The organism is Nonomuraea maritima, assembly GCF_900100395.1.
Taxonomy (GTDB): domain Bacteria; phylum Actinomycetota; class Actinomycetes; order Streptosporangiales; family Streptosporangiaceae; genus Nonomuraea; species Nonomuraea maritima.
The window spans coordinates 1-14,881 of sequence record NZ_FNFB01000051.1; the positions used below are offsets into that span (position 1 = coordinate 1).

At 67.7% G+C, this 14,881-nt stretch carries 14 protein-coding genes and 1 pseudogene; 2 read left to right on the forward strand and 13 right to left on the reverse strand.

The window, feature by feature from the left end; translation table 11 throughout:
• Nucleotides 1-548: 548 nt before the first annotated feature.
• From BLR04_RS42180 to BLR04_RS38150, 4 genes and pseudogenes are all read right to left on the reverse strand, one after another.
• On the reverse strand, nucleotides 549-791 hold the full coding sequence (locus tag BLR04_RS42180; RefSeq protein WP_245740989.1) for an SbtR family transcriptional regulator: 243 nt from the start codon (nucleotides 789-791) through the stop codon (nucleotides 549-551).
• A 174-nt stretch (nucleotides 792-965) separates the two neighbouring features.
• A pseudogene (locus BLR04_RS42945) lies at nucleotides 966-1,043 on the reverse strand (hypothetical protein); the annotation flags it as partial.
• A gap of 464 nt (nucleotides 1,044-1,507) precedes the next feature.
• Complete coding sequence (locus BLR04_RS38145) at nucleotides 1,508-2,758, reverse strand: MFS transporter (protein WP_090774042.1); 1,251 nt, start codon at nucleotides 2,756-2,758, stop codon at nucleotides 1,508-1,510.
• Between the two features lie 125 nt (nucleotides 2,759-2,883).
• Entirely contained in the window at nucleotides 2,884-3,873 is a 990-nt protein-coding gene (locus tag BLR04_RS38150) for an NUDIX hydrolase (protein ID WP_090774043.1), read from the reverse strand.
• 268 nt (nucleotides 3,874-4,141) lie between these two features.
• Here BLR04_RS38150 and pyrE point away from each other — a divergent pair, with 268 nt between their 5' ends.
• Nucleotides 4,142-4,666, forward strand: a complete 525-nt coding sequence (gene pyrE / locus BLR04_RS38155; RefSeq protein WP_090774044.1) for an orotate phosphoribosyltransferase — start codon at nucleotides 4,142-4,144, stop codon at nucleotides 4,664-4,666.
• A 116-nt stretch (nucleotides 4,667-4,782) separates the two neighbouring features.
• Here the strand turns inward: pyrE and BLR04_RS38160 are convergent, their stop codons facing one another.
• The 3 genes from BLR04_RS38160 to BLR04_RS38170 form a co-directional block, all read right to left on the reverse strand.
• Nucleotides 4,783-6,081 carry an MFS transporter gene (locus BLR04_RS38160; protein ID WP_090774045.1) on the reverse strand — a complete coding sequence of 433 codons (1,299 nt, stop codon included), beginning with the start codon at nucleotides 6,079-6,081 and terminating at the stop codon, nucleotides 4,783-4,785.
• A complete protein-coding gene (locus BLR04_RS38165; RefSeq protein ID WP_218129330.1) occupies nucleotides 6,075-7,187 on the reverse strand; it encodes a MerR family transcriptional regulator in 1,113 nt (370 codons plus the stop codon). Before BLR04_RS38165 ends, BLR04_RS38160 begins: the two co-directional genes overlap by 7 nt.
• A 646-nt stretch (nucleotides 7,188-7,833) precedes the next feature.
• A complete protein-coding gene (locus tag BLR04_RS38170) occupies nucleotides 7,834-8,688 on the reverse strand; it encodes an NAD-dependent epimerase/dehydratase family protein (protein ID WP_090774047.1) in 855 nt (284 codons plus the stop codon).
• A gap of 127 nt (nucleotides 8,689-8,815) precedes the next feature.
• Here BLR04_RS38170 and BLR04_RS38175 point away from each other — a divergent pair, with 127 nt between their 5' ends.
• Nucleotides 8,816-9,646 (forward strand): helix-turn-helix transcriptional regulator, encoded by an 831-nt coding sequence (locus BLR04_RS38175; protein WP_090774048.1) that lies wholly within the window; start codon nucleotides 8,816-8,818, stop codon nucleotides 9,644-9,646.
• 72 nt (nucleotides 9,647-9,718) lie between these two features.
• Here the strand turns inward: BLR04_RS38175 and BLR04_RS38180 are convergent, their stop codons facing one another.
• The 6 genes from BLR04_RS38180 to BLR04_RS38205 all read right to left on the reverse strand — a co-directional run bounded on the left by BLR04_RS38180 (nucleotide 9,719) and on the right by BLR04_RS38205 (nucleotide 14,715).
• Nucleotides 9,719-11,041 (reverse strand): DJ-1/PfpI family protein, encoded by a 1,323-nt coding sequence (locus tag BLR04_RS38180; RefSeq protein WP_090774049.1) that lies wholly within the window; start codon nucleotides 11,039-11,041, stop codon nucleotides 9,719-9,721.
• A 7-nt stretch (nucleotides 11,042-11,048) separates the two neighbouring features.
• Nucleotides 11,049-11,438, reverse strand: coding sequence for a hypothetical protein (locus BLR04_RS38185; protein WP_090774050.1), 390 nt, complete (start codon nucleotides 11,436-11,438; stop codon nucleotides 11,049-11,051).
• Between the two features lie 118 nt (nucleotides 11,439-11,556).
• Complete coding sequence (locus tag BLR04_RS38190) at nucleotides 11,557-12,210, reverse strand: response regulator (protein ID WP_090774051.1); 654 nt, start codon at nucleotides 12,208-12,210, stop codon at nucleotides 11,557-11,559.
• Nucleotides 12,207-13,301, reverse strand: coding sequence for a sensor histidine kinase (locus BLR04_RS38195; protein ID WP_090774052.1), 1,095 nt, complete (start codon nucleotides 13,299-13,301; stop codon nucleotides 12,207-12,209). Before BLR04_RS38195 ends, BLR04_RS38190 begins: the two co-directional genes overlap by 4 nt.
• Nucleotides 13,302-13,333: 32 nt before the next feature.
• Nucleotides 13,334-13,519, reverse strand: a complete 186-nt coding sequence (locus BLR04_RS38200) for a hypothetical protein (RefSeq protein ID WP_143022411.1) — start codon at nucleotides 13,517-13,519, stop codon at nucleotides 13,334-13,336.
• Between the two features lie 299 nt (nucleotides 13,520-13,818).
• A complete protein-coding gene (locus BLR04_RS38205; protein ID WP_245740993.1) occupies nucleotides 13,819-14,715 on the reverse strand; it encodes an aminoglycoside phosphotransferase family protein in 897 nt (298 codons plus the stop codon).
• Nucleotides 14,716-14,881: the final 166 nt, after the last annotated feature.

A 14,881-nucleotide genomic window follows, 5' to 3' on the forward strand; every position in this document is an offset into this window, starting at 1 on the left:
AGCAGATCATGACCGCGCGAGCAGCCGCCACGGCGAGGTCTCAGGAGACCATCGCCGCATAACCGAGTCTCCACGCTTTCAGGGGATGGACACGTTGGTCCGGGGCGCCGCGTACAGCAGCAGGTACAGCAACGCCGTCTTGCATGATCACACGTCATCAGCCTGTGCCTGCCGCCTGACCAGGTCAGGGGCCTTTCTACAGGGTGACCGTTTCCCGTTTGCAAGCAGGATGTCAGGAGTTCGAATCTCCTAGGCTCCACCGCAGGTCAAAGGCCACTCCCCATGACCGGGACGTGGCCTTTTCGATCTTGTACGGCTGCAAGGCACAGCTACGACATCAAATGCTCTCCACCCACTCGCCCTCCTGAGGGATCGGGAAGCCGTAGCGCTGTGAGATCTCCTTGATGGCCTCCACGCATGCCGACTGCACCGGCTCGCGGTCCACTTACCCGAGCTTCACGCTCGCGTACGACTCGTTCGGGTACGGACCCCGTCCTGCAGCTCATTTTCGTGACTCATGAGGGTCGGATCGGGAACGCCGGTGTTGATCAGAGCGAGGAGGCGGTGGAGGAGCTCAGTGTCGGTGGGGTTTGCTCGCTGGCCCAGGCGATGGCGTTGGTGAGCATGAGGAGGTCGGCGATGCCGATCCGCGCGGGAGCGTTGCCGTGCTGCTGGGCGCGACCGAGCAGGGCGGTTCCGGTGGCGTGGATCGCCTGGTGACAGGCGGCCAGGGCGGTGCTGGTCTCTTTGGTGGGCTGGGCGATCATCTCGGTCGCGACCAGGCCCCGCATGGCGGTCGCGTGGCGGGCGACAGCGCCCAGCCAGATGCGCAGCGCCTCGTCGGGCGACGGATGCTCCAGCAGTTCACGGCCTTGGGCGCAGAGGGTCTCGACGTCGCCGCCGATGATCGCGACCAGGAGGGCTTGGAGGTTGGGAAAGTGGCGGTAGAGAGTGCCGGGGCCGACACCCGCCTGTTGGGCGATTTTGTTGAGCGAGGCATGGGGGCCTTGCTCGTCGAACGCCGCCCGTGCTGCCTGCAGGATCCGGTCACGGTTGTCGCGGGCGTCAGCGCGCTGTGGGCGACGATCGTCCCCCGGACTGCCTGATCAGGCTGTCCGACCGAGCCGACACGAAGTCGGCGAAGTCGCGTTTCTGCTCGTTGTTCAACAGATCTCCTCTGGTCACCTCCTAAGACGCGATCCCCTACCGGACCTATGGCGCGCCAACAAGACCGCCTTGCGCTACAGGCGCATCTCACCGTCGTCGAGTTCGACCAGCTGCTCCCGCACCCGGACCGTGCGCGCTGTCAGGTCGGGGTCATGCCGTCGAAGGGCGATTACTTCGCCCCACCTCAGGCTCGCGAACGTGGCCAGCAGACCAGCGCCCGAAACCGCTTGTCCGTCATCCGATCCGCGATTTGGAGCACCTGAGACACCGGAGCCGCAAGCAGGCCACCGAGGAGGGCTCCCGTTGGTGTGACTCGCCGCCGTCGCGGGGGCGAGGCCGCCTACGTCCTGGCCTCGCTGCGTACACGTCTGACAGAGCGTAGAGCCAAGACAGCAATGCTCGGAAAGCCGATGAGTAGAACGCAAACCATGATGACAGCTGCGGATCCGAAATGCGCCGCAAGAAAGCCGGCAACAGGATAGGCCAGCGGCGCAAGCGCGATGGCGCCCACTTGATCAAACGCTGTGATTCGAGAGAGCTCTTCCACTGGTATTTTCTCTTGCTTGACGGTCGCCCAAGCGATCATGGAAATCTCCGTGCCGATACCAGCGAGAACTGCTGAAACGAGGACAGCGCTGTTGGGCCAGGAGAGGCCGAGTCCCAGGAGCGGGAAGCAGAGAAGTGAAGAGCTGAGATTGGCCGCGACGAGAGGACGGTGTGGCCGCCAGGCGAGCATGACGAGGCCGCCGCTGACAAGTCCGATTGCGTAGCACGATACGACGGCACCCCAGAAGGTGCTGCCACCTCGTGCGGCGGCGGTCACTGGACCGAGGAGCTGGAACCCTGCCAGCCATGCCATGCCCCCGACGGTCATGACCAACGTGCAAGCCGCGAGCCACCTCCGAGATACGAAGAGACCCCACCCTTCGATCATCGATGCGATGGGAGATATTCGAACTTTTGGCGGCAGGGAGATGGTAAGGCGAAACAGCAGCGCGCATGCGATGAAGAAAGAAAGGCCATCCCAGATCAAGAGGGTCGACGCGCCGGCGGCAGCGACAAGTATGCCTGCGACAACAGGCCCGATGGCTCGGATAGAGCTAGTTGTCAGTCTGACCAGCGCATTCGCGCGAGCAAGGTGACTCTTTCCCACAAGCTGTGGCAGGATGCCGCCTGCGGCGGGCGAATAAAAGGCATTGGCTGCGCCGTAGACCGTGGCGAGGGCGGCCACGAGTGGAACGCCGCCCACGTTGAACGCCATGGTGAGTGCGATGGCCACCTGCGCCGTTCCGCTGACAAGGTTGGCGCTCGCCATGATCCGGCTTCGGGACCAGCGGTCTCCTACGACGCCTCCGATAAGCAGGAGTACCACATTGGGCAAGACCTGGGCAGTCAGCACAGTGCCAAGGGCTGCAGGCGAGCCGGAGTGCTCAAGGACGCCGAAAGCAAGTGCGACCGGCGCCATGGAGGAGCCGGCCGCGGATATTGAAATACTGGCATAGTAGCGACGGAAATTTCGTTGGCGAAAGAGAGTGGAAATCTCTTCCTTCAAGGTTGCTTCGGGGCTCGTCGTCACTTCGGATTCGGGCATGATGAGAAAATTGCGCCCTTGGGTTCAAGTTTGGGTAGTGGAATTGTCTTCAAGCGTGCGCGAAGCCGGCCATGGGATGGCGTCAGGTGGTCGCTGAGTTCCAGCCCTGTCGACACAGTTGCGGCCTACCGGTCCCAGGCGAGTAGGGCCGGTTCGGTTGGAAGGTTGCCCGAGAGGTGGTCTTCTACCAGCGTGGGAAGGCCGGGGGGAAGGATTTGTTCCGTGGTGTCGTGCAGCTCGTGCAGGGTCCACCAGCGGAAGCAGTCGAGCCGCGACTGTTCGAATTCTTCCATTTCCGACGTGTCGATCTCCAGGCTGGGGACGCGGTGCACGAAGAAGTGATGTTTCGAGCGCATCACCTCGCCGTCGTCGCGGACCCAGACCCCGTCGCTGAACGCCACCGCTGGACCGAGTGCTGAGGGCTCGACCCGGTAGCCGATCTCTTCACGTAGTTCCCTGGCTGCGGCGACCTCGGGGGTCTCGCCGGGATTGAGGCGGCCGCCTGGAGTGAACCAGGCCGATCCGCCGTTCTTGGCCCACCGGGGTGCGCGGTAGAGGAGGACCCTGTCCTCGTCGTCGACGACGATCACACGAGCGGCCACGACGAGATCGGGCGCGGGGTGGTGCCAGTCGATGACGTACGGCTCAACCGGGATCTCGCCCTTGAGCAGCGGCTCAAGTAGATCGGGCAGGTTACGTGGGATCAGCTTTTCGGTCGTGTCCCGCAGTTCATCCAAGGACCACAAGCGGTATGTGTCGAGAAGTGAGCGTTCGAGCTCTTCCATCGCTGAGATGTCCACCGTGACCGCCGGGACACGGAGCAGGAAGTAGTGGTCGGTGGCGTAGCGGAGAGTGTCATCGGAACCCACCCAGTAACCCTCGCTCACGGCGACTACCGGGCCGAACTTCTCCGGCTCCACCTTCAGACCCGTCTCTTCACGGAGTTCACGGGCGGCCGCCACCGCCAGGTCTTCGCCGCTGTGGACGCCGCCACCTGGGGTGAACCAGGCCACGTCGGAGTTATTCACGGGTCCTTGACCACGGAAGAGCAAGATGCGGTCGTGATCGTCGAGGAGAAGGATGCGGGCGGTAGGCCGCATGATCGGCTCGGGCACAAGGGCGACCCTACCGGTCGAACACCAGAGTGCCCGGCCCTCAGGCGGCCGGCTCAGACACCCCACAGGGGATCTTGGTTGCTCTCCTCCGATCAGGTGAGTTGCACGCCTTCGTTGCGATCACCATCGACGAGATGGCGGGATGCCCCGTCGCCGCACAGGACGCCGTACGTGCTTGGGGGTGGTCGACGATTTCTCACCCTGGCTCACCGGATGTAGCTGCGCGCCGTGCTGGTACAGGCCATCAGCCGTGGGAAACTGCGTGCCTGTGACGCGCTCTGACTTAGCTCGCCGGATTCATTCCGCAGCCCATCTCACTGGCCACTTCGTGCTCCGCTCTGGACGTACCGCCACTGAGTACTTCGACAAGTACAAGTTCGAGGGCGATCCCATTCTGCTGGATGAGATCGCTCAGGCCATGGCTCCCTTGGTCCCGCGGGACATCGAGGTGTTGGCCGGGCTGGAGATGGGCGGGATCCCGGTGGTAACCGCCCTGGGCCGGCACACCGGCCTGCCATGTGCGTTCGTTCGTAAGCAGGCCAAGACGTACGGAACCTGTCGTCTGGCTGAAGGCGCCGATGTGGTGGGACGGCGGGTTCTGGTTGTTGAAGATGTTGTCACCAGCGGGGGCCAGATCGCCGTATCCACCGCTGACCTCCGGAACTCAGGGGCCCAGGTCAGCGAGGCATTGTGCGTCATCGACCGGGAACAAGGAGGTGCGGCAGCGCTGGCTGCAAAAGGCATCAGCCTTTCGTCGCTGTTGACGGCCACCGACCTGCGCATGACCAGCTGACCCACAGCACTGGAACTCAACTTACGTGTTCACGCATCAGGGTGCCGTGATCACAAGGGTTTTCAGTTGCAGTCTCGTCATCGCGTGCCCGATCGGGCCCCTGACGGTGAAGTTGATCACGGGTGCCGAGCGGTGTAATGCCGCAGCTCAGGCACTGCCCATGCGATCGCTGCCACGGTCACCGTGGCAAGTAGCCCACCGGCGCAGATCACCACTCGGAGGCCGAAGATCGATGCGGCGGCCCCGTGCAGCAGATTCGCTATCTGTGGACCCCCGATGAGGACGACGGTGAGCGATCCCTGGATTCGGCCGCGCATGGCGTCGTCGGTGAGTGCCTGAGAGATGGCGTTGCGGAAGGTGCTCAGCACGAAGTTCACCGCACCGCCGAGGACGAGCGCCGCCAGCGCGATCCACAGGTGTGCGGCCAGTCCGAGGATCACGACGGTGATGCCCCATGCTGCGGCGGCCGCAGCCATGAGGGCGCCGTGGCGGCGGGCGCGGGTGAAGGTGCCCGACAACAGGCCGACCGCGAAAACCCCGGTCGGGTAGGCGGCGTAGAGCAAGCCCAATGCGGGGCCGCCTCCCGCCGGGCCGCCGTAGGTGTGTTGGGCCAGTTCGGGGAAAAGCGCGATCGGCATGCCGAAGACCATCGCCGCGAGGTCCACCATCAGTACCGCCACGAGCAGCCGGCTGGCGGCCAAGTACCGGAATCCGGCGAGCACCTGGCCGATCGTGGAACGGCCTTGGCGGTGCTGCGCCGCCGGGTCGTTCGACGATCCGGCCTGATGGGGGAGGGGCGGCAGCGACGGCAGTTTCGCGACGGCCCACACGACAGCCAGCAGCGCGACGGCGTCGAACAGGTACAGCGTGCCCAGCCCGACAACCGGGATCAAGGCGCCGGCCAGCACCGGGCCCAGGATCGACCCCGCGTAACGGACCAGGGAGCTGAGGCTGTTGGCCGCTGGTAACAACTCGACCGGGACGAGGCGGGGCACCACGGCGCCCATCGTGGTCATGATTGACCCGAAGGTCAGCCCTTGGCACGCCACCAACACCAACAAGACGGGTACCGAGGAAGCACCCATCGCCGCCTGGGCCCAAAAAGCCGCGTAGGTCACCGCCAGCCCGCAGTTGGCGGCGAGCAGCAGCCTCCGCCGGTCCATGACGTCGGCAAGGGCGCCACCCCATAGCGCCGCCACGACCAGCGCCACGAACGACACCGCGGCGGCGACGCCCACGGTCGCCGACGAGCCGGTCATCGTGAACAGTTGGGTCGGTACGGCGGCCACACTGAACGAACCGCCCACCGCGCACACCGCCGAGGCCACCCACAACCGTCGGTAGGCCGCGATGGCCAGCGGGCGGCTGTCAACCGTGTAGCTACCGAGCGATCGGACCCTTGACGTGGTCAACATCCGGGCACGCCGTCACGGATGGCCGGCGTTTCCAGCCGCACCACATCGGCGACCACGCAGGCGATGTTGTCGGGGGCACCTGCGGCGTACGCCTGCGCGACCAGCCCGTCGAGCACCTGCTCGGGTCCACCCGGCCCGTTCAGCACCTCGCGCAGCGATCCGGCCGGTACGACGGCGGACAGCCCGTCCGAGCACAACAGGTACCGGTCACCGGCCACGGCCTCGTGCAACGAAAGGTCCGGCCGGGCCCCGCCTGTACCGGTCAGGGCCCGTACCAACAACGAGCGTTGCGGATGTGAGGCCGCCTCCTCCGCGGTCAGCCGGCCCTCGTCGACCAGCGACTGGACGTAGGTGTGATCCTGGGTGATCTGGAACAGCTCCCCGTCGCGCACCAGGTACGCCCGGGTGTCACCGATGTGCACCAGCGCCAGCCGGGACCCCGACCACAGCAGCGCGGTCAACGTGGTGACCGCCTCACCTGACGGTGTCGAGGCAGCGATGTCCTGGATCGCCCGGTCGGCATCAGCGACCGCATCGGCCAGCGCACCGAGCAGATCCTCGGCCGGCACGGTCAAGGTTTCCAGCGGCTTGAGCGCGTCGACGGCTGCGGTGCTCGCGCGGTCACCCCCAGGGCCGAGGACCCCGTCAGCCACCGCCAGCAACCGGGCGCCGGCGTACGCGGTGTCCTCGTTGCTCGTACGGACCAGTCCCAACTCCGACCGAGCGGCGTAACGGATCCCCAGCATGGTCGCGGCGTCTTCCACGGCGCTGCCTCTTCCCGAGAGATAGTCGACGAGGAAGGTGGCCAACCGCCCACGGGCGGCGGTCTCGGCCAGCACCTGCTCCCAGTAAGCGGCGACCTCCTCGGCCGCCGCCGGCGCGGGCAGGGCACACACCCGCCGGATACGGGCGAGCGGCATGCCCACCCTCCGCAACCAGGCGATCAACCGGGCCTGCTCCAGCTGCGCCGGATCGTAGAACCGGTATCCCGACTCGCCGTCCACCGCGGCCGGCCGCAGCAACCCGAGTTCGTCATAGAGCCGCAGCGCCTTGGGCGACAGCTGCGCGGCCCGGGCGAACGCCCCGATCGTCAGCAGCTCCTGCACCACTCCTCCTCGTTCCGGCCACCGTAGCCGGTGCCGACGATGCTGGGGCTTCACCCAGGGGGAAGGTCAACACAGGGCATCGTCTGCCAAGCCGGAAGCCGATAACTGCGGATCAGTGGCATGTCGGGACGATAGCGGCGACCGCTGGACAGGCGGTGAGCGTCCACGTGAGAACTGCATCCTGGCCGGGTGAGGAGGCACGACGCGACGTGATCGCGCGGGCCATCAAGGGCGGTCGACGGGAGGCACTCGCGGACGCTCGCGGGCCGTCGCTCTCGCGGGTGGAGGCCATCTCGCAGGGAGATCAGGCCGATTTGCGAGCAGGATGTCAGAAGGCTCCACTCATATGACAGGCCCAGGCCGTTGGCCTGGTCTTTCGCTTCCTGCGGGCCTCGGTTGTGGGGCCGTACTCGATGGCTTCTTGGTCAGTGCGCCGTGTGCGTGAGGGTGTCAAGCCTGTGTGCGACCTCGCGCCGGCGCTCGTCGGTGGAGCGCTGGTAGCGCTGGGTTGTGCGGCGCCCCGTTAGATCAGGCCTGCCGGTTCTTCCCTGGCCGGCCGTGGTGGGTGATCGTTGTCGGTACGGTTCACGTCGACGTCGATCGGCCGGCGGCCGGCCGGGAGGGACACCGCCCTCGGTGGAGCCGGTTACAGGACTCCTGCGTCCCGCGCCGTCCATAGCGAGGGGATCAGCGGGCGGTAGCCCAGTTCGTGACGGATGCGCGTCGTCGACATCACGCCGTGCCACGGATCCGGGACGTCCTTGTCGTAGGCGTCCTGCGGCACCGGCAGCTCATGGAACTGGAAGAGGTCGGCCATGCTGACCGGGGCATCGTCGGCGATGTTGTAGACGCCGTGTGCCCCGGGCGCGTACAGCAGCCGCCGCAGGCCCTGCGCCACATCCAGATGGTGGCCCATGTGCAGGCGCTGCATGGCGGGCCACTTCAGTGCCCACTCCATCACGTTGGCCAGATGCGGGTCCCCGTCGCCGTAGACGAACGGCAACCGTCCGATGCGGAGGTCGTCGAGGCCGTCCATGGCCCTGAGCGCACGCTCGGCCTCCCACTTGGACTCGGGGTAGGCGCCCCACAGATGACCACCCGGCACCGTCTCGTCGCTCTCGACCAGCGCCCTGCCGCGCCCCGCGCCGTACACGAGACCGGTGCTGACCTGCACGAACCGCCGCACGCCCGAAGCCGCCGCGGCCCGGCCGAGCTCGATGGCCGCGTCCCGGTTGACCGCCCGCGCCTCCTCGTCCGGCACCCCGCGGAACGCGGCGGCGACGTTCACCACCGCGTCGACGCCGGCCGTCGCCTTGCCGAGTACCTCCACGTCACGCAGATCGCCGACCAGCACCTGGGCGCCGATTTCCGCGAACCGCTCGCCGCGCGCCGCGTCCCGCACCAGGACCCGTACCTGGTCGCCGGGCGCCGCGCTCTGCAACAGCCGCGGTACGAACCGCCGCCCGACCTGGCCCGTCGCTCCTGTCACCAAAATCAGCATGGCCGCCTCCTCATCGTCGTAGCCACCTTCGAAGCGTGTGGGACGGACGGGATCGGCGGGAGAGACGCGGTCATCCAGGGACCGGCACTCCCTGGATACAAGCCCGGGAGCAGGGCATCCTCGAACAGTGGACCGTACCGAACTCGCCGACTTCCTGCGTCGCGCCCGCACCCGGCTGGCCCCCTCCGACGTGGGCCTGAACGCGGGTCCGCGGCGCCGCACCCCGGGCCTGCGCCGCGAGGAGGTGGCGCAGCTCACCGGGATGTCCACCGACTACTACACGCGGCTGGAACAGCGCCGCGGCTCCCACCCGTCGCGGCAGATGCTCACCGCTCTCGCCCGCGCCCTGCGGCTCACGGACGTGGAGCGCGACCACCTGTTCCACCTGGCGGGCCAGGAGCCGCCCCGGCCCGGCGGCTCCTCGGACCACGTCCGCCCTGGGCTGCTGCTGGTTCTGGACCGGCTGCACGACCTCCCGGCGTCGGTGCTCAGCGACTGGGGCCAGATGCTCGCACAGAACACCATGTCAGTGGCCCTGACCGGCGACCATGTGGGGACGAACGTGATCCGCCGCTGGTTCACGGTGCCGGGAGCACGGGACCTGGCCCCGCCCGAGAACCACGAGGAGCATGCCCGCGCGCACGTGGCGAGCCTGCGTGCGGTCACCGCGGCACGCCCCGACGACCCAGGCCCCGCCGCCCTCGTGGCCGAACTCCGCGCCGCGTCACCTGAGTTCGAGGAGCTCTGGGAGTCGCATGATGTCGTGGTACGCCGCCCGTCGCCGAAGCGTTTCGTGCACCCCGTGGTCGGTGTCCTCGACCTCGACTGCGAGGTGCTGGTCAGCGACGGCCACAGCCAGCAACTCGTCGTGCACTCGGCGCGGCCGGGCACCGAGACGTACCAGCGGCTCGAACTGCTGCGGGTCCTCGGCCTCCAGGACCTGACCCCCAGCTCCTAGAAGAGGCTTGGCGCCGTACCGATGCTCATCGCTTCTACGGTTCCCTCGGCTTCGTTCGCAGTCACGACGGGTTCAAGCTGTCGTTGTAGAGATCTGAGATCTGGTGGTCCGAGGGCGCGGAAGGCAGATCACCGCGGCGATACCTGCGAAGATCAACAGGATGGGCAACGCCGTCTGCTGCCACGGCCACGCCGGGCCGTCCAGTCGCAGGTCGTCGGTCGGCAACTCCATGGTCTCGGCGGTCCAGCGGGCGGTGGCCACGTCCGTTGTCCTGGCCAGGTCCCGCACGGCGTCGTTGTAGGCGAAGTCCTGTCCGGAGTGGACGTACACCGGCTCCAGGCCGTCGGGGACCTGGCCCAGGCGAACGCCTGCTCCTGGTACGAGCAAGCGATCCAGGTCAGGGGCCGCGCCGGCGAGATCGGCGCGGGGCAGGAACGTCAGGCCGTGCCGTGACCGGATCGGGCCGCCGTCCGCGCTCACGGCCAACATCCGGTCCGCGAGCGACTTGTCGTGCGTCTCGAACACCGACGCCAGGTCGATCTCGCCGACGCCCGGCGTCAGCATCACACCGACGGTCGGCGGCGCCCACGTCCAACCCGCGTTGATGATCGCGGCCGGGGCGGGCATGGCGATGCCGGTCACGACCGGCGGCGTGTTGCCGTAGTACCGCCAGCGCACGGCCTTGGCCGCGTTCGCCGCCACCGTCGAACCGGCCAGCCGCTCGATCATGTGCAGGGTTCCGTCGATGCCGGACAACACGCCCGCGGTCGTGACGACGGTACCGCTGTCGACGAAACGCTTGCCGTGCACCCAGTTCACCGCGGGATAGTCCGACTCGAACGAGCCGATCCGCATCCAGTGCGCGGTCGCGGGCCGGCCGTCGAGCAGACCCGCCGAGGCGAGGACGCCGGCGCCGTTGCACACGCTCAGCAACAGCGCACCGCGGCTCGCCTGGTCACGCAGCCACGTCGTGACCGGAGCGGTACTGGGCTCGCCGACGTCCGGCATCGCCGGGACGACCGCGAGCGTCGGCGCGGCACCGCCGGTGAGTTCGGCGAGATCCGCGAAGCTCAGATCCGGCACCAGGTCCAGACCACCGGTCAACGGCAGCGGACGCCTTCGCGACGCGACGGTGTAGACGTTGAACCGGCCCGAGGCGGCCAGGATCTCGTACGGGGCAAGGGCGTCCGACACGACGGCTCCGTTGTCGCCGATCACCACGACCGCTGTCGGTTCGGCGGGGTCGAAAGCCAGGGGAGTGGCAGCCGGAACGGGCCGCTCCGGCCCGGGTGCGGACAGGGCGTCGAACGTGGCGAGGGCGGAGATCGTCCCGCCCGCCATCGGAATCAGGAGAACCGCGATCACCGCGAGCGCGCGGCCCAGGAAAGTACGCATCGAAACCTCAGTGCCAGTAGTGGTCGCGGCGCCACACCATGGCTGCCAGCATGAGCGGGAACATGATCACGTGCCCGGCCGTCATCAACCCCATGGCCGACAACGCCCCTAGCCAGAACGGCACCAGCAGGACGAGGAACGGTAAGTACATCGCGGCGGCCATCTCACCGATCCGCGCCCACGAATGTCTGCGTAAGGCCATCGCCACGGTCATCCCGATGGTCATGTCGGTCGCCATGACGAGCGCGTGGACCTCCGGCAGCGCCGTCCAGGCATCCGGCCACAGCGGCGCCAGCGCGAACATCCCGGCGAGCATGGCGATCACCATCTCGACGTAGTGCCACGCGAACCGGCCCAGCTTGCGACCCGTACTCCGGGTGATTCCCTTGGTCGTCATGACGTCCTCTTGGATTCGGCATCGACTGATACCGACAAGAGTCGTCGCCGGCCGCCGTCCTGCCCTGTGCCGAAGGTCACGACCGAGGTCATGACGTGGTCATGACCCGGGGGGATCGTCAGAGCAAACCGAGTGACCGTGCGCGTAATGCGGCCTGGGTACGGTCGCGGGCGTTCAGCTTCGACAGGACGTTGGTGACGTGGTTCTTCACGGTGCCCTCGGCCAGGTGGAGCGTTGTGGCGATCTCGCGGTTGCTGTTGCCGGTGGCGAGGAGGCGGAGAACGTCGAGTTCGCGGTCGGACAGCGGCACGACCAACGGCTGCGGTTCAGGGGCGCCGGTCGAGGGCAGGCGGACGAACTGGGCGACCACCTTCGCGGCGACGGACGGCTGTAACACCGACTCGCCGCGGGCGGCGGCCAGTACGGCCTCGATCAGCTGAGCCGAGGAGACGTCCTTCAGCAGGTAGCCCAGAGCGCCGGCGCGAAGGGCGGCGAACACGTCCTCCTCGTCGTCGAACGTCGTCAGCGCGATGATGCCGATGCCGGGGTGGTCGGTACGTAAGCGGCGGGTCGCGGCGACGCCGTCCAGGACGGGCATGCGCAGATCCATCAGGACGACGTCCGGGGTGAGTGCGGCGGCCTGGCGGATCGCCTCGTCGCCGTTGCCCGCCTCGCCGACGACCTCGATGGCGTCGTGCGTGGCCAGGAGGGTGGCCAGGGCCTCGCGGAACAGAGCCTGGTCGTCGACCAACAGGACGCGGACCTGGCTCATCCGGGAACCTCCATGCTCAAGGTGTAGCCCGCTCCGGGTGCCGACTCGACGCTCAACCGTCCGCCCAGGTGCTCGGCGCGTTCCCTGAGCCCGACCAGGCCGAAACCGGACGCGGGCGCCGAAGCGGAACCCGCGCCGTCGTCGCGGACGGACAGCCGGACGGCGGTGTCAGCGTAGTCCAGAGCCACGTCGGCACGGGTTGCCTGGGCGTGCTTGCGGACGTTGGTCAGACCCTCCTGCGCCGCACGGAACAAGGCCTCGCGCGTCTCGTCGGACAACAGCCGTCGCTCGCCGGATATCGCGACGCTGGTGGTCACGCCCGCGGCGGATGTCAGCTCGGCCAACGCCTGCAGGGCATCGGGCAGGGGAGGGATGTCGCGTGGTTCGCGCAACGTGCGGACCGAACGGCGTACCTCTGCCAGTGCGGCCTCGGCCTGCTCCTGGGCCTTGGAGAGGACCTCGTCGGCCTTCGCGGTGTCGGTCGGCAGGATCGCACGCGCGGCCTTGACCTGCATCTGGACGACGGTGAGCGAGTGCCCGAGCCCGTCGTGGATGTCGCGTGCGACCCGGTTGCGTTCCTGCACGGTCGCGAGCCGCTCCGCCTGCGCGGCGTAGTCACGCAACCGCTCGTGCGCCTCGGCCAGTTCGACGCGGGCGCGTTGTTCGCGTTGCAGCAGTTCCGTCACGATCGCGGCGAACATCGCGGCGACAAGTATGCCGAGCCCTTCCCGCAGCCCTTCGTCCCACGACATGCCGAGGTGGACGAACGGGACCAGCCCGACCACGACCGCCGTCGCGGCGATCGGCAGCCGTAGCAGCACGCACTGGCTGACCAGCACGACGAGCAGAAGCGTCGCGGCGACCCCCGCGTTCAGCGAGAACACGACGAACGCGATCGGCAGCTGCACGGCGACGTACCCGAGCGACCAGGCCGGCTGATTGCGCGCCCGCACCCACGAGAAGCCGGCGGTGGCCAGTACGGTGAACACCGCGCCGAGCACGAGCGACGGCAGCGACTCTCCGGATGCGACGACCCCGATCAGCAGCACGAGCAACGTGCCGAAGGTCAGCACGGTCAGGGCCCGGTTCATCCGCTCACTGTGATCCGTTCAGCGGTGCACGGTCAACTCACGGTGGGCAAGCCTGTTGCGTCCGGATCGTCCAGGTGTGACGTGTCGTCGAGGTCGATCACCATGTCGCCGAGGAACTCGGCACCGCACCGACGGCAGAAAGCTCCCTCTTCCGCGCCGTCGACAACGGATTCCCCTTCTGAGCCCGGGTAGCCGAGATACCACTGCCCGTGCATCATGACCATCAGCTGCGGCCATCGCGGGTCACAGGAACACAGAGAGTTCCTGGGCTCCCGCGCCCAGGAGAACGGGGGCGGAGCTTCCGGGTCGAGGACGAAGTTGCCCGGATACGTCGCACCGCAGGGGGTGCAGGTCGGGGGGGCCGTGGAGACCCCTAGCGGGTACGCCCTGTCGCGTGCCCACCCACCGAGCCGACAGACCCTACCTTCGCCAACTGCCCGTCACAGGCTGATCACCGGGCCATCAAGGTGGTCAACATCAGGTCGGGGAGCGGCCCTTTTCGATCTTGTACGGACTTCTACGGAAGGCTGGGCCGGCCGATGAGGGACTCGGTGATCTGGCGGGTGGTCTGGGCGGCGATTCCTGGGTTGGTGGCGGCGTAGCTGGTGTAGGCGTTCAGGCCGGTGGCGAGGGCCCAGCCGCGGCCGCGGGTCCAGGTGGCGTCGTCCACATCGAGTGTGGCGCGGAAGACGGCGCGGCTGTCGGCGGACAGCAGGGTGTAGGCGATCATCAGATCGCAGGCCGGGTCGCCGATGCCGAGTCCGCCGAAGTCGATGACCGCGCTGAGGCGGCCGTCGAGGGTCAGCAGGTTGCCGGTGTGGAAGTCGCCGTGGAACCAGACCGGAGGGCGGTCCCATTCTGGGGCGCTCATGGCCGCGTTCCACAGGTCGGTCATGGCGGTGGCGTCGAACACGTCGTGAGTTCTTGCGATGGCGGCCCGTGTGGCGCGATCGCGGCTCGCCAACGGCTGGGCGGTGAGGTCGTCGCGCGCCTCCACGTCCTCGGACCTGAACTGCTGAAGGGCGGCCAGGAATTCCGCCAGTTGGACTGCTGCCGAGGATGAGTCGGCCAGCGCCTCGACGGTTGCCACCTCGCCCTCCAGCCAGCGGGACACCGCCCACCGCCACGGATAACCGAAGTCGGGCTCACCAACTGCCACCGGTACCGGGATGGCCAGGGGCAGGTGCGGGGCGAGTCGGGGCAGCCACTCCAGTTCCTTCTCGGCCTGTCCGATGGCACCGCCGTGGCGGGGTATCCGGACGGACAGCTGCCCGCCCAACCGGTAGATCACATGATCGGAGCCGGCCGGATCGAGGAGCTCCAGAGGCAACGCGGCCCACTGCGGGAACTGCGTGTCAACCAGCCTCCTGACCAGTGCGGCATTGATCGTGGGGCGGGTGTCCGCGGTTCTCACGGTCGCCAAGAGCACCTCCTGCGATCGGCCCAGGCCGGACTGTCACAGTGCACTGCGGCTGCTTGCCTGTCGACCGGATTTTCCCCGGCCGGACCGGCTTGTCTCATGGCGAAGACCGGCAACAGTGCAGGAGCGCGTCTCGCCACTTCGCGGCGACGCTTGCGGC